General features: G+C 64.4%; 26 protein-coding genes. 15 read left to right on the forward strand and 11 right to left on the reverse strand.

The features are described from left to right. Positions 1-127: 127 nt before the first annotated feature. The gene (rocF, locus tag A7X65_RS21255; RefSeq protein ID WP_063688347.1) at positions 128-1,105 is read right to left on the reverse strand and encodes an arginase; all 978 of its coding nucleotides are present in this window, start codon (positions 1,103-1,105) and stop codon (positions 128-130) included. Positions 1,106-1,361: 256 nt separating this feature from the next. On the opposite strand from rocF, the gene A7X65_RS21260 reads away from it, so the two are divergent. Beyond that, a complete protein-coding gene (locus A7X65_RS21260) occupies positions 1,362-1,622 on the forward strand; it encodes a hypothetical protein (RefSeq protein WP_063688348.1) in 261 nt (86 codons plus the stop codon). Between the two features lie 24 nt (positions 1,623-1,646). Here A7X65_RS21260 and A7X65_RS21265 read toward each other — a convergent pair whose 3' ends face one another. Further along, complete coding sequence (locus A7X65_RS21265) at positions 1,647-4,388, reverse strand: EAL domain-containing protein (RefSeq protein WP_063688350.1); 2,742 nt, start codon at positions 4,386-4,388, stop codon at positions 1,647-1,649. Between the two features lie 62 nt (positions 4,389-4,450). Continuing rightward, entirely contained in the window at positions 4,451-5,689 is a 1,239-nt protein-coding gene (locus tag A7X65_RS21270; RefSeq protein ID WP_063688352.1) for a FecR family protein, read from the reverse strand. 130 nt (positions 5,690-5,819) lie between these two features. Here A7X65_RS21270 and A7X65_RS21275 point away from each other — a divergent pair, with 130 nt between their 5' ends. From A7X65_RS21275 to A7X65_RS21285, 3 genes are all read left to right on the forward strand, one after another. Then, positions 5,820-7,616 (forward strand): ShlB/FhaC/HecB family hemolysin secretion/activation protein, encoded by a 1,797-nt coding sequence (locus tag A7X65_RS21275; RefSeq protein WP_063688354.1) that lies wholly within the window; start codon positions 5,820-5,822, stop codon positions 7,614-7,616. Between the two features lie 142 nt (positions 7,617-7,758). Then, complete coding sequence (locus tag A7X65_RS21280; RefSeq protein WP_063688356.1) at positions 7,759-8,589, forward strand: alpha/beta hydrolase; 831 nt, start codon at positions 7,759-7,761, stop codon at positions 8,587-8,589. Between the two features lie 294 nt (positions 8,590-8,883). Beyond that, positions 8,884-9,198: a c-type cytochrome gene (locus A7X65_RS21285; RefSeq protein ID WP_063688358.1), complete on the forward strand. Its 315-nt coding sequence runs from the start codon at positions 8,884-8,886 to the stop codon at positions 9,196-9,198. A 234-nt stretch (positions 9,199-9,432) separates the two neighbouring features. On the opposite strand, the gene A7X65_RS21290 is transcribed toward A7X65_RS21285, so the two are convergent. From A7X65_RS21290 to A7X65_RS21300, 3 genes are all read right to left on the reverse strand, one after another. Beyond that, entirely contained in the window at positions 9,433-9,774 is a 342-nt protein-coding gene (locus A7X65_RS21290) for a phasin (RefSeq protein ID WP_063688362.1), read from the reverse strand. A gap of 135 nt (positions 9,775-9,909) precedes the next feature. Further along, a complete protein-coding gene (locus A7X65_RS43185) occupies positions 9,910-10,095 on the reverse strand; it encodes a hypothetical protein (protein WP_063688364.1) in 186 nt (61 codons plus the stop codon). Between the two features lie 347 nt (positions 10,096-10,442). Then, on the reverse strand, positions 10,443-11,105 hold the full coding sequence (locus tag A7X65_RS21300) for a hypothetical protein (RefSeq protein ID WP_245323732.1): 663 nt from the start codon (positions 11,103-11,105) through the stop codon (positions 10,443-10,445). On the opposite strand from A7X65_RS21300, the gene A7X65_RS21305 reads away from it, so the two are divergent. Beyond that, positions 11,104-11,460, forward strand: a complete 357-nt coding sequence (locus tag A7X65_RS21305; protein WP_063688368.1) for a hypothetical protein — start codon at positions 11,104-11,106, stop codon at positions 11,458-11,460. The genes A7X65_RS21300 and A7X65_RS21305 overlap by 2 nt on opposite strands. A 44-nt stretch (positions 11,461-11,504) precedes the next feature. On the opposite strand, the gene A7X65_RS21310 is transcribed toward A7X65_RS21305, so the two are convergent. Next, entirely contained in the window at positions 11,505-12,080 is a 576-nt protein-coding gene (locus A7X65_RS21310; RefSeq protein WP_063688370.1) for a hypothetical protein, read from the reverse strand. Positions 12,081-12,127: 47 nt separating this feature from the next. After that, positions 12,128-12,655: a GcrA family cell cycle regulator gene (locus A7X65_RS21315; protein ID WP_063688372.1), complete on the reverse strand. Its 528-nt coding sequence runs from the start codon at positions 12,653-12,655 to the stop codon at positions 12,128-12,130. Between the two features lie 170 nt (positions 12,656-12,825). On the opposite strand from A7X65_RS21315, the gene A7X65_RS21320 reads away from it, so the two are divergent. Both A7X65_RS21320 and A7X65_RS21325 read left to right on the forward strand, forming a co-directional pair. Next, positions 12,826-13,434 (forward strand): S24 family peptidase, encoded by a 609-nt coding sequence (locus A7X65_RS21320; RefSeq protein WP_041748162.1) that lies wholly within the window; start codon positions 12,826-12,828, stop codon positions 13,432-13,434. Positions 13,435-13,539: 105 nt separating this feature from the next. Continuing rightward, entirely contained in the window at positions 13,540-13,815 is a 276-nt protein-coding gene (locus tag A7X65_RS21325; RefSeq protein ID WP_063690664.1) for a hypothetical protein, read from the forward strand. Positions 13,816-13,854: 39 nt separating this feature from the next. On the opposite strand, the gene A7X65_RS21330 is transcribed toward A7X65_RS21325, so the two are convergent. Next, positions 13,855-14,829, reverse strand: a complete 975-nt coding sequence (locus A7X65_RS21330; RefSeq protein WP_063688374.1) for a quinone oxidoreductase family protein — start codon at positions 14,827-14,829, stop codon at positions 13,855-13,857. Between the two features lie 223 nt (positions 14,830-15,052). On the opposite strand from A7X65_RS21330, the gene A7X65_RS21335 reads away from it, so the two are divergent. The 3 genes from A7X65_RS21335 (at position 15,053) to A7X65_RS21345 (ending at position 17,729) form a co-directional block, all read left to right on the forward strand. Then, a complete protein-coding gene (locus tag A7X65_RS21335) occupies positions 15,053-15,253 on the forward strand; it encodes a hypothetical protein (protein WP_063688375.1) in 201 nt (66 codons plus the stop codon). Positions 15,254-15,399: 146 nt separating this feature from the next. After that, the gene (locus A7X65_RS21340; RefSeq protein WP_063688377.1) at positions 15,400-16,347 is read left to right on the forward strand and encodes an AAA family ATPase; all 948 of its coding nucleotides are present in this window, start codon (positions 15,400-15,402) and stop codon (positions 16,345-16,347) included. A 5-nt stretch (positions 16,348-16,352) separates the two neighbouring features. Beyond that, a complete protein-coding gene (locus A7X65_RS21345) occupies positions 16,353-17,729 on the forward strand; it encodes a vWA domain-containing protein (protein ID WP_063690666.1) in 1,377 nt (458 codons plus the stop codon). Between the two features lie 24 nt (positions 17,730-17,753). Here the strand turns inward: A7X65_RS21345 and A7X65_RS21350 are convergent, their stop codons facing one another. Further along, on the reverse strand, positions 17,754-17,936 hold the full coding sequence (locus A7X65_RS21350; protein WP_063690668.1) for a hypothetical protein: 183 nt from the start codon (positions 17,934-17,936) through the stop codon (positions 17,754-17,756). A gap of 350 nt (positions 17,937-18,286) precedes the next feature. On the opposite strand from A7X65_RS21350, the gene A7X65_RS21355 reads away from it, so the two are divergent. Together A7X65_RS21355 and A7X65_RS21360 are read left to right on the forward strand one after the other, a co-directional pair. Continuing rightward, the gene (locus tag A7X65_RS21355) at positions 18,287-18,508 is read left to right on the forward strand and encodes a hypothetical protein (RefSeq protein WP_063688379.1); all 222 of its coding nucleotides are present in this window, start codon (positions 18,287-18,289) and stop codon (positions 18,506-18,508) included. A gap of 135 nt (positions 18,509-18,643) precedes the next feature. Continuing rightward, positions 18,644-19,657, forward strand: coding sequence for a formamidase (locus tag A7X65_RS21360; RefSeq protein WP_063688380.1), 1,014 nt, complete (start codon positions 18,644-18,646; stop codon positions 19,655-19,657). A gap of 37 nt (positions 19,658-19,694) precedes the next feature. On the opposite strand, the gene A7X65_RS21365 is transcribed toward A7X65_RS21360, so the two are convergent. Then, the gene (locus tag A7X65_RS21365) at positions 19,695-20,936 is read right to left on the reverse strand and encodes a lactonase family protein (protein ID WP_245323737.1); all 1,242 of its coding nucleotides are present in this window, start codon (positions 20,934-20,936) and stop codon (positions 19,695-19,697) included. Between the two features lie 132 nt (positions 20,937-21,068). On the opposite strand from A7X65_RS21365, the gene A7X65_RS21370 reads away from it, so the two are divergent. The 3 genes from A7X65_RS21370 (at position 21,069) to acnA (ending at position 26,063) form a co-directional block, all read left to right on the forward strand. Next, positions 21,069-21,953, forward strand: coding sequence for a GntR family transcriptional regulator (locus A7X65_RS21370; RefSeq protein ID WP_063688381.1), 885 nt, complete (start codon positions 21,069-21,071; stop codon positions 21,951-21,953). Positions 21,954-22,061: 108 nt separating this feature from the next. Next, positions 22,062-23,381, forward strand: coding sequence for an MFS transporter (locus A7X65_RS21375; RefSeq protein WP_063688382.1), 1,320 nt, complete (start codon positions 22,062-22,064; stop codon positions 23,379-23,381). Positions 23,382-23,402: 21 nt separating this feature from the next. Beyond that, complete coding sequence (acnA, locus tag A7X65_RS21380; protein ID WP_063688383.1) at positions 23,403-26,063, forward strand: aconitate hydratase AcnA; 2,661 nt, start codon at positions 23,403-23,405, stop codon at positions 26,061-26,063. Positions 26,064-26,117: the final 54 nt, after the last annotated feature.

Genomic DNA, 26,117 nt, shown 5'->3' on the forward strand with positions numbered 1-26,117 from the left:
TCCGGCGGCGGCATTTGCAATTCGCCTCCGTTTCAAAAGCAGGCGATTTGGATCAGGGCTGATCTAAATCGGACGGCCGCGAGAGCAGTTCCTTTCCTTGCATCGCACAAACATCGGCCGCACCGATTCATTCGCCCGGAGCGATCGCGTTGCTCGGCGTCGGGCGATCGGTGATCTGCTGGCCGAACAGGCTGCCGATCAACTCGACCGCGGTGCGCGCGGTCCGGCCGCGTTCGTCCAGGAAGGGATTGAGCTCGACGATGTCAACCGATCCCACCACGCCGGAATCGTGCAGCAGCTCCATGATCAGATGCGCCTCACGATAGGTCGCCCCGCCCGGCACGGTCGTGCCGACGCCCGGCGCAACGCAGGGATCGAGGAAGTCGACGTCGAAACTGACATGAAGCACGCCGTTGCATGCCTTGACGCGCTCGATGACACGCCGGATCAGCACCGCGACACCGAATTCGTCGATCTGCCGCATGTCGACGACCCTGATCCGGCGCGAGCGCATCAGCTCCTTTTCGAGCTTGTCGATCGAACGCGCGCCGAACAGGTCGAGCCTGTCAGGGTGAATCGACGCGCGCGGGTCATCGCCGAGCAGACCGTCGAGGCCCGGCTCGCCGCACAGAAAGGCCGCCGACATGCCGTGCATGTTCGCCGTGATCGTCGTCTCCGGCGTATTGTAATCGGCATGCGCGTCCAGCCAGAGCACGAACAGCTCACGTCCGCGCTCCTGCCAGTGGCGCGCCATGGCATTGACCGAGCCCATCGACAGGGTGTGATCACCACCGAGGAAGATCGGCAGCGCACCGGTGCTCGCGATCTCATAGCCTCGCCGGCTCAGCACGCGCGTCCAGCGCTGGATTTCGCGGTAGTGATTGGCTTTTTCCGGCGGCCTGTCGGCGAGGTCGCCGACCTCGGCCACGGAGAGATCGCCGTAATCGACGACTTCGAGATCCAGGCTCTCGAGCAGTGTCGCAAGGCCCGCGGTACGCAGCGCCGCGGGCCCCATCAGTGTGCCGCGCTGCGAGGCGCCCATGTCGATGGGAGCACCGAGCAAGGCGATACGCCGGGCTCGATCCGTCATGGTCCGATCGGTCACGGCCGTCTCCTGAGATCAGCAATGCTGCGCCAGCCTAACAGAGATTCGCATCCGTCGTTTCACGGGGATCGCTGCCCCCCGTCCGGAACAAAATCCCGCCCGCCGAATTGCCCATTCATGGCCGGCACCCGCCGTCAAATCACGGCGCCTGTCGCGGATAGCCAAAGGTCGTCAGACCCGCTGTTCAAAACGAGCGCTCGCGCGGATAGCCAAAGGTGCCGGCCTCCATCCATCGTCGGTTTCGGAGGTCGCAAGCTTGAGCACGGAAATACCGCAGCCCAATCCCCAGCCCGGCGTCGCCGAGCGCGCCATCGATGCAGCGACCGACGTATCCCGCACGATCGGCGAGGTCGCCGGAGGCCTGCACGCCGCCGTCGACCGCCTCACCTTGGCGATCGAGGAAGCGCGCAAGCCCGGCCGACCGCTGTCGACCGTCGCCGCGATCACGCGCGAAGCGCCTCTGGCGAGCCTCTTTGTGGCCTTTCTGTTCGGCGTTGCGGTGGCGCGCCGGCGCTAGCGAGCTTGCCGGACAGCCGGCGAACTAGGCGGCGCTGACCGCGACCTGCCCGGCCGCCAGGAACTGCCGGTCGAATGCGTCCGCCGGCATTGGACGCCCAAAGAAATATCCCTGCCCTTCCTCGCACCCCATGCTGACGAGGAAGTCGGCCGTGGCCCGGTTCTCGATGCCTTCGGCCACGACCGAGAGCCCGAGCTGTTTGCTGAGGCCGATGGTCGAGCCGACGATCGCGGCGTCGTCGGAATCGGCGAGCAGATCGAGCACGAAGGACCGATCGATCTTGAGGCCGTCGAGCGGAAACTTCTTCAGATAGCTGAGGCTGGCATAGCCGGTGCCGAAGTCGTCGAACAGGACACGCACGCCGAGCTGCTGGATCCGCTTGAACATATCCAGCACGCGGCCTTCGTCGTGCAGCAGGATGTCTTCGGTGACCTCGAGCTCGAGCAGCGACGGTGTCAATCCCGTCGCTTCGAGCAGCGCCGCAACCGAATGCGCGAGATCGCCGTCATCGAGCTGCGACGGCGAAAGGTTGATGGCGACGCGCACGCTGTTGCCGGACAATTCCCAGGCACGCGCCTGCCGGCAGGCGGTCTCCATCACCCAGCTCGCGATCCGCTCTGACAGTGCCGAGGTGTTGACCACCGGCATGAACTCACCCGGCGAGACATAGCCGCGCACGGGATGGCGCCAACGGATCAGCGCTTCGGCGCCGACCAGGCTGCCGTCGACCAGGCGGACCTGGGGCTGGTAGAACAGCTCGAACTCGCCGCGATCCGCAGCGATCGCCAATTCGCTCTCCAGCCTCAGGCGGTTTTCCAGCTCCTGCCGGATCGCACTCTCGAAGATCACGTGGCTGCCCCGCCGAGTCGCTTTCGTGCGGCTCAGCGCCAGATGGGCGTTGCTCAGGAGATCGTCGGCATTCTGTCCGCCGTCGGGATAGAGCGCAACGCCGATGCTGATCCGGACCCGATGCTGACGTGTGCCGGTCACGAGCGGCGCTTCGAACGCGCGCGCGATGCGCTCGGCGAATTCCGCGATCGGCTCGCCTGCTTCCGTGCCGTCGAGCGCGAGGGCGAATTCGTCGCCGCTGAGACGGGCGACGATCGCCTTGCCATCGACTTCGTTGCGGAGACGCTCGGCGACGGCCCGCAGCACGAGATCGCCGGCCGAATGTCCAAGCATGTCGTTGATCTGCTGGAATCCATCGAGCCCCAGCACGAGCAGTGCGACGTCGGAAGACCGGCGCTCCGCCGCAGCAATCAGACTGGCGAGGCCGGCATGCAGCATGTTGCGGTTGGCAAGGCCCGTCAGTGCGTCGTGTTCGGCCAGATACCTGACGCGTTCGGCTTCGCGCTTGCGGACCGAGATGTCGCGCAGGATTGCGCCGTATTGGAAGCCATCCGTTCCCTGCCAGCCTGAGAAGCTCGCCTCGACGGGAAAGGTCTCGCCATTCTTGCGCCGGCCTTCGAACTCGACGACGACGGCCCCGCCCGGGACCAAAAGCGCCTGGCGGGCGGCGTCGCCCATGGACGGCCGCGCCTCGCCGTTCGCCGGCACGGCACAGAGCGTTTCGAAGGGGCGGCCGATGATCTCGGCCGGCATATAGCCGAAGATCGCGCTCGCGCCGGGATTCCAGACCGTGATGCGGTGGTCCGCGTCGGTGCAGACGAGACCATCGCCGAGCGACATCGCGATGCGATGAAAGCGGCTCTCGGCGATGCGTCCCAACAGGCTGCGGAAATCGATCTCGTCGAGCGCAATCGCGGTCAGATAGGCGATGATCGCAATGTGGAACAGCGAGGTGTCGATGACCAGGGGCCATCTTGCCTGGACGAAAGCCGCGGTCAGTTCGACGGCCGCGCCGGCCGCGACAAGGATTGCAACGCGAAGTCCCGGCGCGAGGCGGCGCCACGAATACATCATCATCAGACAGATTGCGGCGAGGCCCAGCACCATGCCGATGTCGGAGGTCCAGCGCAGCGTCCGATTTTGCAGGATCGATTCCGCCGCCAGCGCCTGGAGAACCGGCCCCGAGATGATGCCGCCATTGGGAACGCTGAAGCGGTCGCCGAGTTCGAGCGCCGTGGCACCGATGATGATCTTCTTGTCCCGGAGCTTGTCGAGGGTCGCGGTATCGCCGCGCAGCACGTCGACATAGGAGACGCGCGGTATGGACGCCGCGCGGATGCCGAAATCGATCAGGAACGGCGGCCGCCGGCCGGCGTCCTGTCCGGCGAGCACGACGGCCATCGACGGGACCAAGGCATCGCCGAATTTCTCACCGAACGGATAACGACGGACAAGCCCGTCGGATTCGACCGCGACATTGACCAGGGCGGGCCACGACTGGTTGCTGAACGGCTTCAGCGGGCGATTGACGTGAACCGCACCGCCGTTCGGCGTCGCCTGCTTGAAGGACGGCAGGATCGTCGAGCCGCCGACATCGCGAAGCGCCTTGACGAAGGCCTCGTCTGAGGCCGGATCCGACGGCGTGCTGAAATCGACGTCGAAGGCGACGTCCTGCGCACCCGCCGCCTCGAGCCTGTGCAACAGTTCGGCGTGGAACCGGCGCGGCCAGGGCCACACCCCGATCTGTTCGATCGAGGGCGCGTCGATGGCGACGACGACGACATTGCCGCTTGCCGCCCGCGACTGCCAGGCGAACCGCAGATCGGTGAGCGCATTGCGAAGCGAGGCGTGCCATCCGGTGGACAGCACGACGGCAAGCGCGATCGCGACGAGAATATGCGGCCGATAGCGTTTCACTTTTGCTCCCCTGCACCGGCGATGCTTGCCGCCGAGTGCGCCCCTATGCCGAGTGCACGGTCCTAATGATGGCCCCTGCCCCAGTACCAACCGTAATGGTGGCCGTTGTTGCCGTTTCCGTTGTGGCCGTTGTTACCGCCGTTGCCATTGTTGCCAGTGCCGCCGCTTCCGTTGCCGGTCGCACCCGTTCCGCTGCTCCCGGTCCCGGACGTTCCGGTTGACACAGTGCTGCTCGACCCGGTGGTGGTCGCAACGGTCGTCGTCGCACTCGACGACGCCGATGCGGCGCTGGCCGTCGATGCGCTGCTGCTCGCGGCGACCGCCGTCATGGTGGAGCTGTTGGAGGCTGTGGTGGTGGTGTTCGTCGAGCCGTCGCTCCACACCGTGGCCGTGCCGATACCGGTGCCGGCATTGGCGTTCGCGTTGCGCACGCGCGCCGCTGCGACGCCGCCATGGGCGAGCCCGTGCGTGACCTTGTGGACATTCAGCTTGACCTCGCCGAGCGAGCTCGAGATGCGCACGACGCCGGCCTTGGGCGCATGCGCTCCGCCTGCCTGCTGCGCTTGCTTGAGCGCACCGGCGACCTTGTTGCCCTTGTCGATCGGACCGAGCGCATGGATCGCATGGCCGTTGGCCGCGTTGCGCGGCGCGGACAGGCCGGACTTCGGCACCGGAATGCGCTCGATCGTCGAGGCGCGCGGCTTGCCGTGCTCGATCGGATTGAAGGTGCCGGTGCCGCCGAGGCTGAGGCCGGGCTTGCCGTGCTCGAAAGCGGTGGCCGATTGTCCCGGCATGATCTGTGCGACCTGTCCGGTCTTGAAATCGGAGACCTCGACCTGGCCGCGGATCACGCCGACCTTGGTGTTGCCGGCCCCCACCGTGACGCTGAACTGCGTACCCTTGACCACGGCGGCGAGATAGGGCGTCTCGACCTCGAAATGCTTGACGTTGCGCTTCTCGACCTCGAGCAGGATCGACCCCGCCTGCTGGATGATCGTGGTCGAGAGTCCATCCTTCTTCTCGGCCGGCAGGGCGACCACCGAATTGGGGGAGATCAGGATGGTCTCCTCGCCGCGGACGAGCAGCACCCGGCCGTTGCGTCCGGTGCGAATGGTGTTGCCGGGCTTGAGCGTCTCGTCCTGATTCAGCGCGACCTGTTGCGCGCCGTCGGCCGCGATCCAGACCTCACCGGTGGCCTTGCTGACCGACCAGACGCCGTCGTCCGCGGCCCACGCAGCGGAGGCCATCCCCAGCGTCAGCGCTGCCACGAAGGCGCACCGTAGTCCATGTCTGCCGAGCATGCCGATCCTCAGTCCGCGTTACGTCAGGACCTGAGGCGTATCCGAAATCACTCAAGAGAGGATTAGCGGGAACCGCGCGATGGAACCGCCGCATTAACCAATCATTGACCATAAAAAACTATGAAAAATCATGTGGCTAACGACCCCTTACCGTTTTCTGAGAGGCTCTCCGTCAAACTACGGAGACGGGTTCGTTGCGCGCATTGAGAAGCGGCATCCGCTTACCACGCTGCTGCTGTTGGCATCGACTTTTGCGGGAGTCCCGCAAGCATTCGCACAACAGGCGAACCAGCCAGGTTTCGATCCTCGCCAGCCCGAAAAATACTTTGAAAACCAAACCGAGCGGGAAACGTTAAACCGCCCTCCGGTCAGGCTCCCGACAGTCGGACAGCCCAACACCGGCGGTGATACCAAGCCCCAATTCGTGCTGCGCGGCATCAATGTCGCCGGTGCTCACGCCATCCCGCGCGATCGGATCGCCGCGGTCTATCAACCCTATCTCGGCAAGAAGGTCTCGCAGGCGGACCTTGCCACGATCGCCGGTGCGATCAGCGATCTCTACCGCGCCGACGGCTTCCATCTGAGCCGGGCCATTGTGCCGCCGCAAGACATCGCCGACGGCCGCGTCCGCATCCAGGTGATCGAAGGCGCCATCGTCCAGACAGAGCTGAAAGGCGACGGCGCCGAGCAGTTCGGCGTGAGGCCGATGCTCGCGCCGATCCTGGCCGAGCAGCCGTCGCGGCTGGCAACGCTCGAACGGCAGCTGTTCCTCATCAACGCCCGGCCGGGCGTTCGCATCACCGACACCGCGCTGGAGGAGATCGGCGGCACGACCGGCCGTTTCCGCCTCGTCGTTTATCTGAAGACCTGGCACGTCTTCTCGTCGTTTGGCCTCGACAATCTCGGCTCGTCCTCGGTCGGCCCCTGGCAAACCTACGCGACCGGCGCATTCAACTCCTATCTCACACCCGGCGATACACTGGCGGTCAACCTGTCGACCATTGCCAACGATCCGCGCGAGCTCGGCTTTGCCCGGCTGTCCTATGACGCACCTGTCGGCGTCGACGGCGTGCGGCTCGGCGCGTCGGTCCTGTACAGTGCGGTCCGGCCCGGCGACGCCCGCCGCCTCGACAGCGACATCACCACGACCGAAGCTTTCGAGCTGCGCGCAAGCGCCGTGCCCTTCATGTCGCAATCCTCGGCACTGACGCTCACCGTGGCCGGGACCTTCAGCAACGTGTCGGAGCACGATCTGTACGGCCCCTGGTACAACGACCACATCAGGACCGCGAGCCTGACCGCCGACTACCGGCTGCAGGATCGCTTCGGCGGCACCAACTTCGCGACGGTGACCTTCCGCCAGGGCCTCGACGTCTTCGGCGCCTCGCATTTCGACGACGATCTGCTGTCGCGGGACGGCGCCTCGTCGAACTTCTCGGTGCTGAACCTCTGGTTCACGCGCTACCAGACGATCAGCGACGCCTTGTCGCTCAAGCTCTCTGCGGCGAGCCAGACGGCATCTCGGCCGCTGTTCACCTCGCAGCAATTCTATCTCGGCGGCGCGGCGTTCGGACGGGGCTATGGCGCTGCCGAGATCAGCGGCGACAACGGTCTTGCCGGCTCGCTGGAGCTGCGCTTCGACCAGAAGCTCAATTTTCGCTACTGGAGCGGCTATCAGCTCTACGCCTTCGGCGACGCCGGCGCGGTCTGGAACGACGGTTACCGGCTGAGCGATGGCCTGGCGCTGACGTCCGCCGGAGCCGGCGTGCGCTTCTTCCTGTGGGACGACCTCCAGGCCGATCTCGGCGTGGCCGTCCCCTTGAGCTACCCGGCGCCGGACAATGAGCGCCGCAGCCCCCGCTTCCTGTTCACGCTCTCGAGCGCGTTCCGGCTTTGCCCCGAACGCGGCAGGGGCGGTTGTCTCTAGCCCATTGCTCTCCGCAACAGGGCATGTCGTTTGCGGCCTTGCTCACAGACTTGCCTAAATTTAATCCCGTAACCTGCTCACGATCGGTCGATTTGGGGGCTTCCTATGACCATTTTCAGTCAAAAGTGATCGGGACGGAATCATGAAGAGGGTGTTTGCATTTCTGGCGTTCTTTTGCGTCCTCGCGGTCGGCGAATATTTCATCGTCAGCCGGTTCGCGATCCGCCACGAGACTTTGACCCTGTTCGACGCCTCGCGCCAGCGGCCGATCTCGGTCGAGATCGCGGTGCGGCGCGATTACGAGACCAAGGCCAATCTCGGTCTCTGGAAGCTCCCGCTCGCCATCATCAGCAACGGCAACACCGTCAAGGCCACGGAATATTCCTTCCTTGCCAACGTGCTCGCCGCGCGCGGCTATCTCGTTGCCAGCCTCCAGCAGGACCTGCCGAGCGATCCGCCGCTGATGACCGATGTCGGCCAGCAATATGTCGGCCGGCGCGAGGTCTATATTCGCTGCGAGGCCAACATCCTGTTTACGCTGGGCGAGCTGAAGCGGCGGCAGGAGAACGCGGACTACGACCACATCACCCTCGTTGGGCATTCCAACGGCGGCGACGTCTCGATGTATGTCGCCCATCAGCACCCGGAGCTGGTGTCGAAAGTCATCACGCTCGACAATCTGCGGGTACCTTTCGTCCTCAGCGACAACATGAAGATCCTGTCGTTCCGATCGAAGGATCCGCATTTCCAGACCGACTCGGGCGTGCTGCCGACCCCGGAAGAGGCAAAGGCACTCGGCATCGACATTGTACATACCGGTGCGCAGCATAACGAGATGAGCGATCGCGGCCCCGATGCGGTCAAGGAGAAGATCCAGGCGACGCTCGATCGCTTCCTGCGCGACAGCGCCAGCAGCGCGCTCGCGCCGGTCGACACGAAAACCCCGATGATCATGAACCCCGGCGACTACTAGCCGGGTCCGCCCTTTGCGGCAGATCAAGGCAACTCCGGACCGATCGCGATAGACAGGGCCTCACCATCCCGGAGAGGCACGTGTCGCACATCACCGAAACCCTCGATACGAAGCGCCTTGATACGAGACATCTTCGCCTGCCCGCGACGAGAATGCCGGGTTTCGCGCGGCATCTCTATCGGTCCGCCCGAAGGATGCTCCGGTCGATCATCGCCCGCATCGATCTCTCCCAATTCCCGGGATCGTGCTGCGGATGAGCCGAGCGGCCGCAAGCGAGCGCATGAGGGCTACCCGATGTACCTCCATTTGAGACGGATCTGCCTGCTGCTGGCCGTGACCTCGAGTTCGTCGCCTGCTCTCGCAGCCGACGCCGGTCACGGTGCCGATCTCGCAAAGCGCTGGTGCGCAAGCTGCCATGTGGTGGCCAACGGCCAGACGCAGGCGAGCGCCGACGTCCCCTCCTTCGCGGCCGTTGCACGCCGGCCGGACTTCAATCCGGAGAAGCTCGCCTTCTTCCTGCTCGACCCGCACCCGAAAATGCCGAACTTTCCGTTGAGCCGTACCGAGGCCGGCGACATCGCGGCCTACATCGGATCGCTGCGTCCGTAGGGCACGATGATGTCTCGCGGTCTCATCGCGCTTCAGAGCGCCCGCGGAACGTGACACCCGCCTCAAAATGCAAATCCCTGCCGGAGGACCGACAGGGATCAGCAGAAAGGATGGTGGACGGCGAATGAGACATCATTCGGTGGCCCACCATGGACCTGCGTTAACATCGAAATGCGGATCGAGAAGCCGCGCAAGACCAATTTGTAGGCACGCAGGAACCGCACAGACCAGCAATCAGGACTTGCCCTTGCCCGGTTGCATGAGGCTACCGGTCATCTGCCGCATGTGGTCCCCTGCGCTGGTGAACTGGCTGCGCAGGAAGTCGGACTGGATTCGCATCGCTTCCTGAAGATCGGTGGCATGAACGAGCTTGCGTGCATGCTCGAAGGCCGACTTCATGTTCTGCTCGGTGAAAGCGAGGGCCTGCTTCGACACGTCCGTCCCTGCGCCCGGAACGGATGACATCGATTTCGTGGCTGCGTCGAAAAACATGCCGAATGCCTTTTCGGCCTGGTCGATCGTCTTCTCGGCCAGGTCACGCAGTTCGGCCGGAACTTCGAGCTTCGGTTCGATCATGGTCTCCTCCCTTTTTCCTGACTGGATACCACACTTGCCGGACCGCCTTCCAGCAGCGAACGCCGGGGCAAACGTCCCCGGGGCGCCGGCTTGGGCGGGAAAATGGCGAAAATGGCGCGAGAGGCGGCGCCAGGCTCAGGACAGGGGATGTTCCGGGAGGGCTTCCTCCGTGGCGAGGTCTTCGACGAGCTTGATCACCTCGAAACGCTGTCGGGGCGCGAGCTTCAGGAAAGCACGGAGCAGGCGGAGGCTTTCGACGGTACCACTCGCAGGCGCGCCGAGCTTGAGGTGCAGCTCAGTCGCGAAATTGAGGTTCTTCATCTCGCACCTATGACAAGCATCGGCCTTAACATCACCGGACGCCATGCCGAGAACGAACGCTCGACCCGGGTCCTGCACATTAGCACGCTCAACACACGCTCGAACGGACGGGCTCACCGAGCAGGTTGCAATTATGCCAAGGAACAACCGATCCGGCAAGCCCAACCAACAGCTTAGCGATGCTTCATCTGCATCGCACCACCGCAATTCCGGATAACAGGAATATGAGCCGCCGTCACCCATCTGCGTCAAGAAGCGGCATCAATCACGCACAGAGCCCTGATCGTTGTCAATCAGCTCTGCATTTCGCCTTGTTTCCAGTGTGAACGGGCATCGACGGAAGCGGGCTAGCGCTTTTTCAGCGTATACACGTAATTGTTGAGTCCCACCTCGGCGGTTGTATCGTCGACAAAGTGAACGTCGATCTCGCATCCGGTCTCCAGGGTCTTGATCGGGACGCCGGCAAAGCCGAGCGAGGCGGCAAGCGCCTTCGGATCGGCCTTCTTGTCGACACGCTGCATCTCGTCGAAGGCCCCCTGGAAGATCATGTCGGGACCGTAGTCGGTCACCTTGTATTGCGGCCTGGCGCAGGCAAAGGGGCGCGGCCCTGCGATCTCTCGCCCCTTGAAGACCACCGCCTTGCCCATCAGCCGCAACCGCTCGGAATCGTCAGGCTTGCGCTGCCGATCGCCCCACGGCGCGACCACGGCGGACGTGAAGATCCAGCTGCCGATATAGAAGGGATCCGCGGCCGCGGCGCTGCCGGCGGCTGCAACCGACACGAGCAGGCAAACCATTCCGGCGAATTTCATCTGACATATTCCCCACGAGACTTTGGCTTGGACTCGCCTCTCCGCATCGAGGTTCACCGGCCCCGGGATATTTCCGCCCGTGAACCGTTGTTCAAGATCGAACGACCAAGCGGTTGCGAAACGGCCACGCAGATCACGGGCGCCATGGCTGATGACGGATTGATTCGGGCGCGCGTCAGCACCAAAGGACGACGGCATGCTTTCTCGCTGCGATCTCATCAAGGGCGCCGCGGTCGCGCTTCTCACCCTCTCGATACAAGGCGCATGGGCGCAGGAGACCAAGATGAACCTGTTCAAGATCGTCACCATCAAGGACGAAATCGTCGTCGGACTGTCGTCGGAAGAGCTTCAGGCGCTCGGCGGCAACGATGCGAGCGCGGTCGCTCACGCGCTGGCGCAGAAGGGCGACCTCACCGTCTGGCAATACAACGTGCATCGCGGCCCGAATGGCGAATTGCAGCAGGCGCCGACCGCCAAGATCGGGCTTTTGGCCAACGCCTCGCTGCGCGTCGAGCCCTACACCACGCCCTACCAGATCGTCCCTCATCCGTAAGGACGAGAACGGCGCGCCGGCGGTCGGCCCGCCGGCGCGCCCGGTCATCTGCGTCGGTCCGCACGCCGTGCCCCCGCCTCGGTCGCAAAGCCGTAGATCAGTGCCAGCCGATCGAGGCATTCGCGAAACCGGCGCCCGAAATAATCGTTCCAGCGCTGCGTCCGAACGGCACGGCGCTGCCCGATCTGGTCCATGGTCAGACCCAGCACCAGCACGTCGTGAACCAGCGCGGCGCCGTCGGTGCCAAGCTCGCGCTCGATCCGGTTCAGCCGCAGCACCGCCTGTCGCTGGCTCTCGGTGACGGGTTCGCGCGTGCCCGTCCCATCGACATATTCGCGGGTCGTATCCACGGCCTGAGGTCCCCGCTCCGCCCGCTCCCAATCGTTCTGGAAGGCGCGCCCGCCGCGGTATTGCGCTTCGTCGATCTGGTGGTGCGCGTGCAGCCGCCCGAGCGGGTCGCTGCGGATCGACCGGATCGCCAGGACCTTCTCGCCCTGCTCGAGTGCGAGCGGATTGTCGATCTCCACCTCCGCCACTTCGGCATTGAACGGCACCTCCCGCGACCGCCGGTCGTGGATCTGCATCAATTTGTAGGACTTGTTACGTCGGGCACGTGCCACTCGGATGCTCCTTGCAAGACTGACGATTGAACGGATTGCGGGCGCTCTCAGGAGGCGCTGACCAGCCTCAGCACGACGGGAGCACGGGCGGACGCCGCTCCGGAGCGGCGCGTCAGACGCGCATGCGGCGCGCAATAGCTCGAGCCCGGCTGACGCGGATGGCCGCAAAAGGCGATCGCCTCCCCGTCCTTGTCGCCGCCATAGGGATAGCGGCAGTCGACCTTCTCGAGCGCGACCAGTTCGACGAGGCGCGGCTGGACGCCGACACAGCGCAACGTCACTTGCGCCGCAGGCTTCATTGCGGACTTCGGCGGCAGGTTCAGGTTCGGCAGCGCGGCCCGGCGCGGCGAGATCAGATAGGGCTCACCGGGAAGAAACGGCGCGACCGACGGGCTCGTGATCCATTCCGGCACGACAAGCCCGAGCCGCTTGGCGCGGCCGATCACCGCACTGCGCGTGTAAGCTGTTCCGAATCCTGCGTTAATCTGTCGCGCGATCTCCGCATAAGACATCCCCTTGCGAAAATAGTCGCGAAGCGCGTCGGAGTGTTCCGACGGCCAGTGGCCCGGTTCCATGATGCTGTCCTGTGATGTGTGCCCCGCCGATCGTGCGTGCGACCGGAAGCGGGAGACACATTCCGTTATTCCGAAGCGCGTGTCAAGCCGTAATTCTGATATTCATAATTGCATCAATTCCGAATTTCGGATTACAAGAGGCGACACGATGGGCAATCGAGGGAATCACCATGTTGGACGTTGCTATGATCGAGCGGGGCCTGGAGAAAACGGGCAAGAGCAAGGGCGGCCTGGCGGCAGCCATGGGTGTGCGGCCCGGCGCGGTATCGGAGATCCTCGGCGGCGAGCGTCTGGTGAAGGCCTCGGAAATCATCCCGATCATGGAATATCTCGAGCTCAATCTCGCACCGATCATGGGCCGCGTCGGCGCCGGCGCGGTGATCGAACCGGATTACGAGCAGGTTCCGCCGGAAGGTCTCGGTGACATCGCGCTGCCCTTCCCGATCATGGAAGAAACCGTCGCCTTCGAGATCGTCGGCGATTCGATGCTGCCCAAATACGAGAGCGGCGACGTGATCGTTGTCTACAAGGACCAGCGCCATCCGCTGTCGAGCTTCTACGGCGAAGAGGCGGTGGTCCGCCTCAAGACCGGCGAGCGCTATCTGAAGACCATCGAGCGGGGCAAATCCCCGTCCGTCGTCAATCTCACCAGCTTCAACGCCAAGCCGATCGTCGGCGTCAAGCTCGAGTGGGTCGGCGAAATCTGCCTGTCCATGCCCAAGGGGCAGCTCGAACGGCTGCGGGCCAAGTCGGCGCGCCCCCGAAAGAAGGGCAAGTAGACACAGGACGATTTCCGATTTTTGGAAATCGACCTTGACTTTATTCTGATTTTCGGAAATACTCTGCCGCGCCGCCAGGTCATGGGGCGCGGCAGGGCCGTTTTGATGCAGTATTTCGTCGTGATGATCGACTACGGGCGGCGCGGCCGCGAGGCAGTCGTCGATCCTGAAATCACGAGGCGCGAGGTCGTCTCCCGCGTCGCATCCGGTGAATATCGGAACGTCTCGTTCATCCACGAGATCGCGGAGAACGCAGTCGAGGACGTGACCGAGGCCATCCTGGCGGAGGCGGCCCTCCCACAGATCGAGCCCGAAGATATCGACCTTCAGGCCATCCGCCTCGATCACGCCCGCGACCTGCGCAAGCACGAACGGACGTGATGCAGGCCGCGGCGGCCTGCACCGGCATCCGGCCGAATATTACACCAGGAGAACGGTCGATCCCGTCGTCTTGCGCGCAGCGAGATCGGCATGCGCCTTGGCCGCGTCCTTCAGCGGATAGGTCTGGTGGACCTCGATCTTCACCGCACCGGACTTGACGACGTCGAACAGCTCGCCCGCCATCGCCACCAGGCTCTCTCGCTTGGCGGCGTAGGTGAACAGCGTCGGCCGGGTGACGTAGAGCGAGCCCTTCTGCGCCAGCAGGCCGAGATTGAGCGGCTCGACCGCGCCCGAGGACTGGCCGAACAACGCTGCGACGCCGAGCGGCGCGAGACAATCCAGCGATTTCAGGAACGTGTCCTTGCCGACGGAATCGTACACCACCGGCACCTTCTTGCCGCCGGTGATCTCGTCGACCCGCTTCACGAAATCTTCCCTCGTGTAGATGATCACATGGTCGCAGCCATGCGCCTTGGCGAGCTTCGCCTTCTCGTCGTTGCTGACGGTGCCGATCACGGTCGCGCCGAGATGCTTGGCCCACTGGCTCAGGATCAGGCCGACGCCGCCGGCCGCGGCGTGAAGCAGGATGGTGTCACCGGCCTTCACCCGGTAGGTCTGCCGGATCAGATATTGCGTGGTCAGTCCCTTCAGCATCATTGCCGCCGCGGTCTTGTCGTCGACACCATCGGGCAGCTTCAGCAAACGGTCGGCAGGGATCAGCCGCGCCTCCGAGTAAGCTCCCAGCGGCGAGGCGCCGTAGGCGACACGATCGCCCGGCTTCAAATCGGTGACGCCTGCGCCGACTTCCTCGACGACGCCGGCAGCCTCGCTGCCGAGCCCGCTCGGCAGCGGCGCCGGATAGAGGCCCGACCGGTTGTAGATGTCGACGAAGTTGAGGCCGACCGCGGTGTGCCGGATGCGCGCCTCACCCGGCCCGGGTTTGCCGACGCTGACCTCTTCCCAGACCAGGACTTCAGGGCCACCGGGTTTGTGAAAACGAATGGCATGCGTCATTGGGTTGCTCCCTTATCGTTGCAGTGAAGGTCCGAGAACCGGATCGGCCTGTGAAATAGGCATTTGGTCCGCCCGTTACAGTACAGAGACGTATCAAGAATGTCACAGGGAACGACAAACGACCGCCGTTCCGCCTCTGTTCGAAAGAGTTGATGACGGCTCCGAAGCAACCGGTAGTAGCTTTTGCGCGGGGTTTGGTGGTCGCCTGCGAAGGAGAGCCGTGATGCCAGCTTATGTACAGCATCATCAGGACATCGAAATCGCGCCTGTGATTTGCCCGACGTGCATGGGGTTCCTGCCAATGTATGTGCGCGAGGTCGAGCCGCATTGGAGCCTTGCCAAGATCGACTTCATCTATGAATGCGCCGATTGCGGCGCCGAGGTCCGGCAGACGATCCGCAAGCCGGAGCTGCTGCGGCACTGAACGCGACCGGCGAGCCGCTCAACTATTTGCGCTGAACGGAAAAAATGCCGCTCACGCGGATCTGATGTCTCCCAAACGAGGCTTGTTCTTTGCCGGGAACGCAGGCAGAACAAGCCTTAAAGCAAGACCTTTGGGAGCGCCATTTCGTGGCTGATCAGAAGGCCTCGACGTCGATCGAGGCAGTGGAGAGCGGCCTCGCCGCGCAGGGCTACATCGCGAGCCGGCAGATCGCGACCGCCGTCTATTTGTCGCAGCAGATCGAGAAGCCGATCCTGGTCGAAGGTCCCGCGGGTGTCGGCAAGACCGAGCTTGCCAAGGCGATCGCCGCCTGGCGCGGCAAGAAGATGATCCGCCTGCAGTGCTACGAGGGTCTCGACGAGGCCAAGGCGCTGTACGAGTGGAAATACGCCAAGCAGCTGCTCTACACCCAGATCCTCAAGGACAAGCTCGGCGAGGTGCTCGGCGGCGCGCAGACGCTGCACGCCGCGCTCGACCAGCTCCATGATTTCGGCGACGTGTTCTTCTCCAAGGAATTCGTCGAGCCGCGCCCCCTGCTCCAGGCGCTGGAGCAGCCGGGCGGCTGCGTGCTGTTGATCGACGAGATCGACAAGTCGGACGCGGAATTCGAATCGCTGCTGCTCGAAATTCTCTCCGACTTCCAGGTCACCATCCCCGAGCTCGGCACAGTTTCCGCGATCACGCCGCCGACGGTGATTCTCACCTCCAACAGCGAGCGCGACCTGGGCGATGCCTTGAAGCGGCGCTGCCTGCATCTGCACATCGGCTTCCCCGAGCAGCGGCTCGAAGAGCGCATCGTCGAAAGCCGCGTGCCCGGCATCTCGCAGACGCTGCGCCGGCAGATGGTCGGCTTCATCCACGAAATCCGCTCGCTGGACCTGAAGAAGCTTCCCTCCGTCAGCGAGACCATCGACTGGGCGCGCGTCCTGGTGCTGCTCCAGGCTTCCGAGCTCGACACCGACATCGTCAAGGACACCCTCAACGTGCTCCTGAAATACGAGGCCGACATCGAGGCGGCAACGCCGCAGGTGACGACCTTCATTGCCAAGGCAGCCCGGTCCAACGTCTTCGGTTGACGCCGATGCGCGAGAACCTTCATCGTTTCTTTCGGGCGGCGCGCGGCGTGGGCGTCCACGTCTCGCCTGCCGAAAGCATCGATGCGATGCGTGCAGTGTCGCAGGTCGGCTTTTCCGACCGGGCCGTCCTGCGCGACGCCCTGCTGCTGACGCTCGCCAAATCGCAGGACGAGAAGCTCGCGCTCGGCGACTGCTTCGATCTGTTCTTCAGCCAGCCGGAGCCGCGGCAGGAGCAGCCCGAGAGCGCGGACCAGGATGCTTCGCAGGATCCGGATCAAGCGCCCTCTTCCGGCGCGGCCAGTGACGCCGGCGGCGGTCCGCAGCAACAGGAACTCGGACCGCTCGCGCAGATGCTGCTGTCGCAGGATCGCAATGCCATCGCGGCCGCGATCGCGAGCGCGGCCGGTGCGGCGTCCCTGTCCGACATCCGCTACTCGACCCAGCGCGGCATCTTCTCCAGCCGGATCCTCGATGCGATGGGCCTCCAGCGCCTGCGCGACGAGCTCGACGAGCTGACCGCAAGCAACCCGGCGCTGGCCGAGCGTCTCCGCGGCGCGCTCGATGCCTTACGCGAGGCGGTGCGCGACACGGTCTCGCAGGGGCTTGCGCTCTATGCCCGCGAGGAGGCCGAGAACCTCCGCAACGACATCCTGCGCAACGCACCGCTGGCGCGCATCGAGCGGCGCCAGGTCGCCGAGATGCGCGCCCTCATCCGCCAGATCGCGCGCCGGCTGCGCGAGCGCTACTCCAAGCCGCGCAAGCGCCAGCGCCGCGGCCATCTCGACGTCCGCCGCACGCTGCGCCGGAACGCGGCCTGGGGCGGCGTGCCCTTCCTCACCGCGTGGAAGCGCAAGCATCGTGACCGGCCGAAAATCGTCGCCCTGTGCGATGTCTCGGGCTCGGTCGCGCAAGTGTCCGACTTCTTCCTGCTGCTGATCCACTCCCTGCACGAGGTGGTCGACGACGTCCACTCCTTCGCCTTCTCCTCGCATCTGATCGAGGTCAGCGAGATCCTGGAAGCGAAGTCGCCGGAAGAGGCGATGGCCGAGATCATGTCCAAGGTGGGTTTCGGCTCGTCCGACTACGGCTCGTCGCTGGTCGATTTCGAGAAGGAATTCATGAGCACGCTGACGCCGCAGACCACGGTGATCGTGCTCGGCGATGCCCGCAGCAACAATCTCGATCCGCGCGCCGACATCCTGCGCCGCATCTCCGAGCGCTCGAAGCGGCTGGTCTGGCTCAATCCGGAAGGGCGGCTCGCCTGGGGCTTTGGCGATTCCGAGATGCCGCGCTACGCGACCTTCTGCAGCGTCGTGCGCCAATGTGCCACCGCGCAACAGCTCGAGCGCGCGGTGTCCGACATCGTGGCGACGTACCAATAGGCGGTAACGACGCCTTCTTCGGCGTCAGGCGGCAGTCAACTCGGCCTGGACGAGGTTGCACTCCCGAAAGTGGTAGGCGATTTCGTCGAGCGCACGCTGCTCCCACTCCTGGGCCTGCGCGAGCCAGAATACCCGGCGTTCTGAATCGAGCGCAGCGCGCTCGCGACACAGGGATTCCTGACTGCGAATTTCCACCAGCCTGTTCATGCACTCCACTCCTGCCTTGTGAAGCCATTCCCCGCGAATCAGCGTAACTGAGTCCTGCGTCCCTCGCCTCATGATTTCTGTGCATATCGCGACGCAGAATGGGACAGCGATGCTTCCCGTGCACCGCGGCAGTCGCAGCGCAACATCAAGTGCGGATCATCAATTAGTGATCGCACATCGGGACGATATTTGTGCGCAAACTATCTTAACTCTTGTGGCGCAACGAAGTGCGGCAATTTGTGAAGAGGCGTTCTAAACAGCCGACCGGATTCCCGACTCATTGTCGTCGCACGGTCTTCATGCGGCGCCGCTAACAGAGGCACGCGAACCGGACTATCGGCTGAGGCAACATGAGCAACGATTTCGACTTCGATCTTTCACATGACCAGTGGGAAGCGCTGAAGGCGCTTCGCAATCCGGTGTCGAACGGTCGCCTCTCGAAGGCCTATCTCAGCGAAAGCCTGGTCAAGCTCGGACTCGTCGTCATGAATGACGGCGTGCCTGCGATCACCCCCGCGGGACGCAAGGTGCTGGTGCGTGGATCGTGCCGTCTACTCGATCTCGTCGCGTGACGAGCTTGCCTGCTGCCGCGAAACTGCGCCGTCGCCTGAAAAATAATCTTTAGCTCTGCACCGAAATCGGATTTGCTTCCTGCGACAAGATCCGGCGCGCAACGACGCAGTGCCGGACAGGCAAGGGAGCTGATCATGAACGGACTCGGTGGGCTGAACAAATCTCCCAACGGCGTGGTCGTCGGACTTGTCCAGCTTCAGCTGCCCAATGTCGTGACCCCGACCGATCTGGCCAAGCAGACCGAGCGCATCGTCTGGATGGTCGGCAAGGCGCGCCGCAATCTTTCCACCATGGATCTGGTGGTCTTCCCCGAATACTCCCTGCATGGCCTCTCGATGGACACCAATCCGGAGATCATGTGCCGGCTTGATGGCCCGGAGGTCGCGGCCTTCAAGAAGGCCTGCGTCGACAACAAGATCTGGGGCTGCTTCTCCATCATGGAGTTCAACCCGCACGGCAATCCCTACAATTCAGGGCTGATCATCGACGACCACGGCGAGATCAAGCTCTATTACCGAAAACTCCATCCCTGGATTCCGGTCGAGCCATGGGAGCCCGGCGATGTCGGCATTCCCGTGATCGAGGGGCCGAAGGGTGCCAAGATCGCGCTGATCATCTGCCATGACGGCATGTTCCCGGAGATGGCGCGGGAATGCGCCTACAAGGGCGCCGAGATCATGATCCGCACCGCCGGCTACACCGCGCCGATCCGCGACGCCTGGCGCTTCACCAACCAGGCCAATTCGTTCCAGAACCTGATGGTCACGGCGAATGTCTGCATGTGCGGATCGGATGGGTCGTTCGATTCCATGGGCGAAGGCATGATCGTCAATTTCGACGGCACCGTGCTGGCGCACGGCAGCACCGGCCGCGCCGACGAGATCATCACCGCCGAGGTTCGCCCGGACCTCGTGCGCGAGGCCCGCATCAACTGGGGCGTCGAGAACAACATCTACCAGCTCTGGCACCGCGGCTATGTCGCGGTGAAGGGCGGCGCGATGGATTGCCCCTACACCTTCATGCAGGACATGGTCGCCGGCACCTTCCGCCTGCCCTGGGAAGATCAGGTCAAGGTCACCGACGGCACCTCTTGCGGCTTCCCGGCTCCGACCCGGATGTTCGGCCGGATCGCCAAAGCTGCGGAATGACGGCAGAGTGACGCCAGCCTTCAGAAGAAGCTCGTTCCTAGGCGGACGGCCTGATGAGGATGCAGACGGGACTTCCGACCTTCACGGTCTGCTCCGTTCTGGCGATGCGGCCGTTGTCTGGATTGCGGCTGAAGAGCACGGCCGTATCGCTGTCTTCGTTCGCCGCGAACAGGAATCTGCCTGAAGGATTGAGCGCGAAGAAGCGCGGGGTCTTGCCGCCACTCGCGGTCCAATCAACGGCACTCAATCGTCCGCTGGACGCATCGACGGCAAAGGTCGCGATGCTGTCGTCGCCACGGTTCGAGGCATAGACGAAACGGCCATCCGCAGACACGGCGATCTCGGCAGCACGGCTGTTGCCCGTGAAGGCATCCGGAACCGCAGAGACGATCTGGAACGGAGCAAGCGCGCCCGTTGCGGGATCGAAATGGTAAGCCGTGACGGTCGAGTCCAATTCGTTGACGACATAAGCAAGGCGCCCGCCCGGATGAAACGCGACGTGGCGCGGGCCGGCGCCCTCGCGCGCCGGGACCGGTTTGGCCGCCTGCACGAGCTTTCCGCTCGCGGCATCGATCCGATAGGTGAAAACCAGATCGAGCCCCTTGTCCGGCACGACGATGAATGCCCCCGACGGATCGAACTCGACCTGATGCGGCTTGGCGAACGGCTGCTCCACCCGGTGCGGCCCGATCTTTCCTTCCAGCTTGACGAGATCGATCACAGCGCCGAGCGAGCCGTCGTCCCGGCGCGGCAACAGCGCAAGTGTGGAGGTAATGTGATTGGCCACCACCACGAACCGGTTTCCCGGATCAATTGCGAGATGGACGGGGTTCTTCCCCTCGGTGCTCTGGCGATTGATCACGCTGAGCTTGCCGTTCGCGGGGTCGATTGCCATCGCGGTGATGTCACTGAGATCGCCGTGCACCGTGTAGAGAAACCGATGCGTCCTGTCGAAGGCGAGGAACGAAGGATTGACGAGGTCGCCAAGCAGCTGGACGTGACTCCAGGCCCCGGTCGCATTGTCCATCGCATAGACGTTGAGCCCGTCGCCGCGGGCATTGCGCTCTTTTGTGGTACGCGCGCCGACATAGACGAATGAGCGAGAGCCTTCGAGCATGGTGTTCTCCTTGTGGGCTCCCGGCGGTTGCGCAGATGCGGCAGGCAATGCGGAGGTCACGGCGCCGGCGGCGATGAGCTGCGCGAAGACGCGTCGCGTGAGACCCGCCCGATCGGTGCCGACAGACGAGGCGTCGCGCACAACAGAATATCCAGGCGTCATGCCTCTCCCCATATTGCTTTTTATTTTTTAAAACACAATTCCGCGGAAGGCGCAAGGAAGAGTTCTGCGACCGCTTGTGCCGCGCCCGCCGTTGGGCGACATCTCGCCAGTCAGGATCAGCCCGAGTCGCCAATGCCACGCCCCAATCTCGCGACCCAGATGACAGCCCGGATTCTCGACTACATCCGCGCCAACGGCTTGCAGGCCGAACAGCACCTGCCGAGCCAGACGCTCGCGGATGCGTTGCGGGTGTCGCGCGCACCGATCAACGCAGCGCTCCAGATCCTCGAAGACATGAACGTGGTGCGCTCCGAACCCAATCGCGGCTTCTTCCTGGTCAAGGGCGCCGGCGAGCTTCCCGATCTGCCCGATGCCGAGGACACCGAGCCCGAACGCGAGGATGAATGGTATTTCGCGATCGCCGAGGATCGCCTTGCGGGCAAGCTTCCGGACAAGGTCAGCGAGAACGAGCTGATGCGCCGCTACGGCCTCTCGCGCACGCGCCTTCTGAAGATTCTCACGAAAATCGCCGATGAAGGCTGGATCGAACGCCTGCCGGGCAACGGCTGGGCGTTCGGCCCGCTGCTCACCTCGCGCGAGAGCTATCAGCAGGGCTATCAACTGCGCGTCGCGCTTGAGCCGCAAGCCTTGCTGCTGCCGAGCTTCGAGATCGATCTTGCGGCCTTCGCCGCCGCACGGGAACAGCAGCAATGGCTGCTCGATGGCGCCTACAAGCGCGCATCGCGCTCGGAGGTTTTTGCCGCCAATGCCGAGTTCCACGAGATGCTGGTCGGCTGCGCGCGCAATCCGTTCTTTCTCGACGCGGTCAAGCGCGTGAACCGGCTGCGCCGGCTGGTGGAGTATCGCATCACGGTGGACCGCAGCCGCCTGCCGATCCAGTGCCGCGAGCACATCAACATCCTGACTTTGCTGGAAAAAGGCCTGCGGCAGGAGGCATCCGACTTCCTCCGCGTTCACATCGAGGGCGCCGGCCTGATCAAGGTCCCCAAGGTCTGATTCTGACGGTATTGTATTTTATATTATAAAATGCATAATTGCCTGCAAGGCGCCCGCCTGCAGGGGAAGGTCGGCGTTGTCAGACAAGCCCCCAACGGGAGCGCGCCAATGTCCGCCAGCACAGCGACCATCGAGCAATCCACCATGCGCAAAGTGCTTTGGCGCATCGTGCCCTATTGCTTCGGCCTCTACGTCATTTCCTATCTCGACCGCGCCAATATCGGCTATGCGGCGCTGCAGATGAACAAGGAGCTCGCGTTGACGAGCGAAGCCTTCGGCTTCGCCGCCGGCATCTTCTTCATCGGCTATTTCCTGTTTGAGGTGCCGAGCAACGTTGCGCTCAACAAATACGGCGCCCGCATCTGGATCTCCCGCATCCTGATCAGCTGGGGCATCGTCGCGACCGCAACCGCTTTCGTGCAGAGCGCGACACAGCTCTACATCCTGCGCTTCCTGCTCGGCGTCGCGGAAGCCGGCTTCTTCCCCGGCATCATCATCTATCTGACCTACTGGTTCCGCGCCAAGGAGCAGGCCACGACCGTGGCCCTGTTCACCGCCGCCATTCCGGTCTCCTACCTGATCGGCGCCCCCCTGAGCACCTGGATCATGGACCACGTCGGAGGCTTCGGTCTCAGCGGCTGGCGCTGGATGCTGCTGCTCGAGGGCGGTCCCGCCATCATCGCCGGCATCCTCAACTACTTCATCATGACGGATCGCCCCGAGCAGGCGAAATGGCTCACGCCGCAGGAGCGCGACTGGCTGACGGACGAGCTGCGCAAGGACCAGGCCGGCCGGCGCAACGTACAGCATCTCGGAATCATCGCCGCCATCACCAATCCGAAAGTGCTGTTCCTGTCGGTGATCTATTTCATCTACCAGGTCGGCAATCTCGGCATCGGATTGTGGATGCCGCAGATCATCAAGGGCTTGTCGTCGTCGCTGACGAATTTCGAGGTCGGGCTGATCGCCATGCTGCCCTACGCCTTCGCCACCGTGGTCATGGTGCTGTGGTCGCGCAACTCCGATCGCACCGGCGAGCGGCAGAAGCATTCGGCGATCCCGCTGCTCTGGGGCGCGGTCGCGCTCGGGCTCACCGGCCTCGTGGTCCAGCCTGCCATCGCCATGACCCTGATCTCGCTATCGCTCGCGGGCATCTACGCCTTCAAGTCGCCGTTCTGGTCCTTGCCCGGCCTGTTCCTGACGCGCTCGACGGCGGCGGTGTCGATCGCGGCGATCAACTCGATCGGCAATCTCGGCGGCTTCGTCGGTCCCTATGCCATCGGCGCCATCAAGGACTGGACCGGCAGCACCTATGGCGGGCTACTGTTCCTCAGCGGACTGCTGTTCGTGTCGTTCCTGATGACCTGGTTTGCCAGGATGGAGAATGCGGACGAGGCAAAGACGCAGCCAGCCGAGCAACATGCTTGACGTCGCAGCCAGGATGAAACGATGACCGCCTTCGCAACCCTCGTCAGCAGATCGCAGACCTACCGCATCGCCGACATCACGTCCGTGGCGGGCGAGAGCCTTTCCCGCCTGCCCATGATCCTGCGCATCCTGCTCGAAAACGTGCTGCGCAACGGCGGCGACGAGCAGGATCAATCGGCCGCCGCCATCCTCGGTTGGCTCGCCGAAGGTCGCAGTGACCGCGAGATCGCGTTCCAGCCCTCGCGCGTTCTCATGCACGACACCACCTGCGGCCCCGCGCTGGTCGACATCGCGGGACTGCGCGCCTCGCTTGCCGAGGCTGGCGGCGACCCCAACCGCCTCAATCCGGTCCTTCCCGTCGACGTCTCGACCGACCACTCCCTCGGCGTCGACGTGTTCGCGCGTCCGGATGCGATGCGGCTGAACATGGCGCACGAGCTCAAGCGCAATGGCGAGCGCTATCGCTTCATGAAATGGGCAAGCCAGGCGCTCGACGGCGTGCGCGTGCATCCGCCGGGCACCGGCATCATGCACACCCTCAACCTCGAGCGTCTCGCCAGCGTCGTGGCGACCACGACACGCGACGGCCAGCTGTGGGCCATACCCGACACGCTGATCGGCACCGACAGCCACACGCCCATGATCAACGGCATCGGTGTGCTCGCCTGGGGCGTCGGTGGGCTCGAGGCCGAAAGCGTGATGTTCGGCATGCCCGTGACGATGCGGGTCCCCGAGATCGTCGGCGTCCGCCTGACGGGACGCTTACGCGAGGGCGTGCTGGCCACCGATCTCGCATTGACCGTCACCGAGCGCCTGCGCCGGATCGATCTTGCCGATCGCTTCGTCGAGTTCTTCGGACCTGGTGTCGCCGCGCTCTCGGCCGGAGATCGTTCCGTCGTCGCCAACATGACACCGGAGTTCGGCGGCAATTCCGGCTACTTCCCGATCGACGGCCGGACGCTCGACTATCTCGGGCAAACCGGCCGGTCGCGCGAGCAGCTCGCGCTGGTCGAGGCCTATGCACGCCGCCAACAGCTCTGGTTCGATCCGGCCGCCGAGCCCCGCTACACCGAGACGATCACCATCAACCTCGACGAGGTCGAGGTGAGCCTTGCCGGCCCATGCCGCCCGCAGGACCGTATCGCCGCCGGCAGGACAGCCGAGACGCTCGGCCTGGAGCGCGCGGCTCCAGCCGCGGACACAGGTCGCGGGAGCCCGCCGGCCGACGGCGCGGTTGCGATCGCCGCGATCACGAGTTGCACCAACACGTCCGACGCGCGTCTTCTGATCGCCTCGGGCCTCCTCGCCCGCAAGGCGCGCCGGCGCGGGCTCAAGCCGCCTGCCTGGGTCAAGACCTCGCTCGCGCCGGGCTCGCCGACGGCCGAGCGCTATTTGCAGCGCGCCGGTCTGCTGGAAGATCTCGAAGCGCTGGGCTTCGGCATCGTGGGCTATGGCTGCACGACCTGCATCGGCAATTCGGGACCGCTGGCGCCGGCCATGGCAAGCGCGGTCGCTGCCAAGCAGGCGACGCCCGTGGCCGTGCTGTCGGGCAACCGCAACTTTCCCGGCCGCGTGCATTCGCAGATCGAACTTGCCTTTCTCGCTTCGCCTCCGCTCGTCATCGCCTTCGCACTGGCCGGCGACGTCAACCGCAACATCCTGCAAGATCCGATCGCGCGCGACGGCGCCGGAGCGGAGGTGCGCCTTGCCGATCTCTGGCCAACCGGTCCCGAGATCGATGCGGCGCTGGCCCGCGCCCATGAAGCAAGCGATGTCGGCAGCGCCTATGACGCCGCCGAAGCGAGCGCCGACTGGGCCGCCTTCGAGGCGCCCGGCACCGCGCTGTTTCCCTGGGACGACGCCTCCACCTACATTCGCCGTCCGCCCTTTGCGGATTTCGGCCATGGCACGCGTCTCGGCCACTTTGCGGCAACGCCACTGCTCGTGCTTGGCGACGACATCACAACGGACCACATCTCCCCGGCGGGCGCGATCGGAGCGAACAGCGAGGCGGCCCGCTATCTCGTCGCACGCGGCGAGGATCCGCAAGACCTCAATGTCTTCGCCTCGCGCCGCGGCAATTGGGAGGTGATGCTGCGCGGGCTCTTCACCAACAAGAGCGTGCGCAACCTGCTCGATCCCGACCTGCCGCCCGGGCACACGATCCTTGCGAGCTCGGGCGAGCGCCTGCCGCTTCGTCTGGCGGCGGACCGCTATGCGCAGGACGGACGGTCCGTGGTCATCGTGGCCGGCGAACGCTACGGCATGGGCTCCTCGCGCGATTGGGCCGCGAAGGGCGTCGCCCTGCTCGGGGCGCGCGCCGTGCTGGCGCTGAGCTTCGAGCGCATTCATCGCTCCAATCTGATCGGCATGGGCATTCTGCCGCTGCGTCTTCCCGCGAACCACGGGCCGCAAGCGCTTGGGCTGAGGCCGGACGACAGGCTAGAGATCGACGCAACCGTCGAAGCGCTCGCGCCGCGCGCCGCGGTCGCCGTTCGCATCCTGCGGGACGGCGCCGAGATCGACCGCTTCACGGCGACCGCAGCGGTGGAGACCAACCTGGAATGCGAGATCCTGCGCGTCGGCGGACTGCTGCCGCTGATCCTGCAGCGAAATTCGACTGAAGCGGCCGGTGAGGCCCGCAGGCCGGCTTCCTTACGGCCTGTCGCCGCACCGCTTTGAGCCACTGAGGGGCAAACTCCCGGTTTCCAGGGGGTAACCGCGACATTCTGGCAC

It is taken from the genome of Bradyrhizobium stylosanthis (assembly GCF_001641335.1).
GTDB lineage: Bacteria > Pseudomonadota > Alphaproteobacteria > Rhizobiales > Xanthobacteraceae > Bradyrhizobium > Bradyrhizobium stylosanthis.

Excerpts from the sequence above, each read along its gene's own strand:
- A7X65_RS21320 (WP_041748162.1), top strand. The coding sequence starts at position 12,826 with ATGTTGGACGTTGCTATGATCGAGCGGGGCCTGGAGAAAACGGGCAAG.
- A7X65_RS21285 (WP_063688358.1), top strand. The coding sequence starts at position 8,884 with ATGTACCTCCATTTGAGACGGATCTGCCTGCTGCTGGCCGTGACCTCG.
- A7X65_RS21270 (WP_063688352.1), bottom strand. The coding sequence starts at position 5,689 with ATGCTCGGCAGACATGGACTACGGTGCGCCTTCGTGGCAGCGCTGACG.
- A7X65_RS21325 (WP_063690664.1), top strand. The coding sequence starts at position 13,540 with ATGCAGTATTTCGTCGTGATGATCGACTACGGGCGGCGCGGCCGCGAG.
- A7X65_RS21345 (WP_063690666.1), top strand. The coding sequence starts at position 16,353 with ATGCGCGAGAACCTTCATCGTTTCTTTCGGGCGGCGCGCGGCGTGGGC.
- A7X65_RS21350 (WP_063690668.1), bottom strand. The coding sequence starts at position 17,936 with ATGAACAGGCTGGTGGAAATTCGCAGTCAGGAATCCCTGTGTCGCGAG.
- A7X65_RS21365 (WP_245323737.1), bottom strand. The coding sequence starts at position 20,936 with ATGACGCCTGGATATTCTGTTGTGCGCGACGCCTCGTCTGTCGGCACC.
- A7X65_RS21300 (WP_245323732.1), bottom strand. The coding sequence starts at position 11,105 with ATGCCGTCGTCCTTTGGTGCTGACGCGCGCCCGAATCAATCCGTCATC.
- A7X65_RS21360 (WP_063688380.1), top strand. The coding sequence starts at position 18,644 with ATGAACGGACTCGGTGGGCTGAACAAATCTCCCAACGGCGTGGTCGTC.
- A7X65_RS21315 (WP_063688372.1), bottom strand. The coding sequence starts at position 12,655 with ATGGAACCGGGCCACTGGCCGTCGGAACACTCCGACGCGCTTCGCGAC.
- A7X65_RS43185 (WP_063688364.1), bottom strand. The coding sequence starts at position 10,095 with ATGAAGAACCTCAATTTCGCGACTGAGCTGCACCTCAAGCTCGGCGCG.
- A7X65_RS21280 (WP_063688356.1), top strand. The coding sequence starts at position 7,759 with ATGAAGAGGGTGTTTGCATTTCTGGCGTTCTTTTGCGTCCTCGCGGTC.
- A7X65_RS21370 (WP_063688381.1), top strand. The coding sequence starts at position 21,069 with ATGCCACGCCCCAATCTCGCGACCCAGATGACAGCCCGGATTCTCGAC.
- acnA (WP_063688383.1), top strand. The coding sequence starts at position 23,403 with ATGACCGCCTTCGCAACCCTCGTCAGCAGATCGCAGACCTACCGCATC.
- A7X65_RS21275 (WP_063688354.1), top strand. The coding sequence starts at position 5,820 with ATGTGGCTAACGACCCCTTACCGTTTTCTGAGAGGCTCTCCGTCAAAC.
- A7X65_RS21305 (WP_063688368.1), top strand. The coding sequence starts at position 11,104 with ATGCTTTCTCGCTGCGATCTCATCAAGGGCGCCGCGGTCGCGCTTCTC.
- A7X65_RS21375 (WP_063688382.1), top strand. The coding sequence starts at position 22,062 with ATGTCCGCCAGCACAGCGACCATCGAGCAATCCACCATGCGCAAAGTG.
- A7X65_RS21335 (WP_063688375.1), top strand. The coding sequence starts at position 15,053 with ATGCCAGCTTATGTACAGCATCATCAGGACATCGAAATCGCGCCTGTG.
- A7X65_RS21290 (WP_063688362.1), bottom strand. The coding sequence starts at position 9,774 with ATGATCGAACCGAAGCTCGAAGTTCCGGCCGAACTGCGTGACCTGGCC.
- A7X65_RS21330 (WP_063688374.1), bottom strand. The coding sequence starts at position 14,829 with ATGACGCATGCCATTCGTTTTCACAAACCCGGTGGCCCTGAAGTCCTG.
- A7X65_RS21355 (WP_063688379.1), top strand. The coding sequence starts at position 18,287 with ATGAGCAACGATTTCGACTTCGATCTTTCACATGACCAGTGGGAAGCG.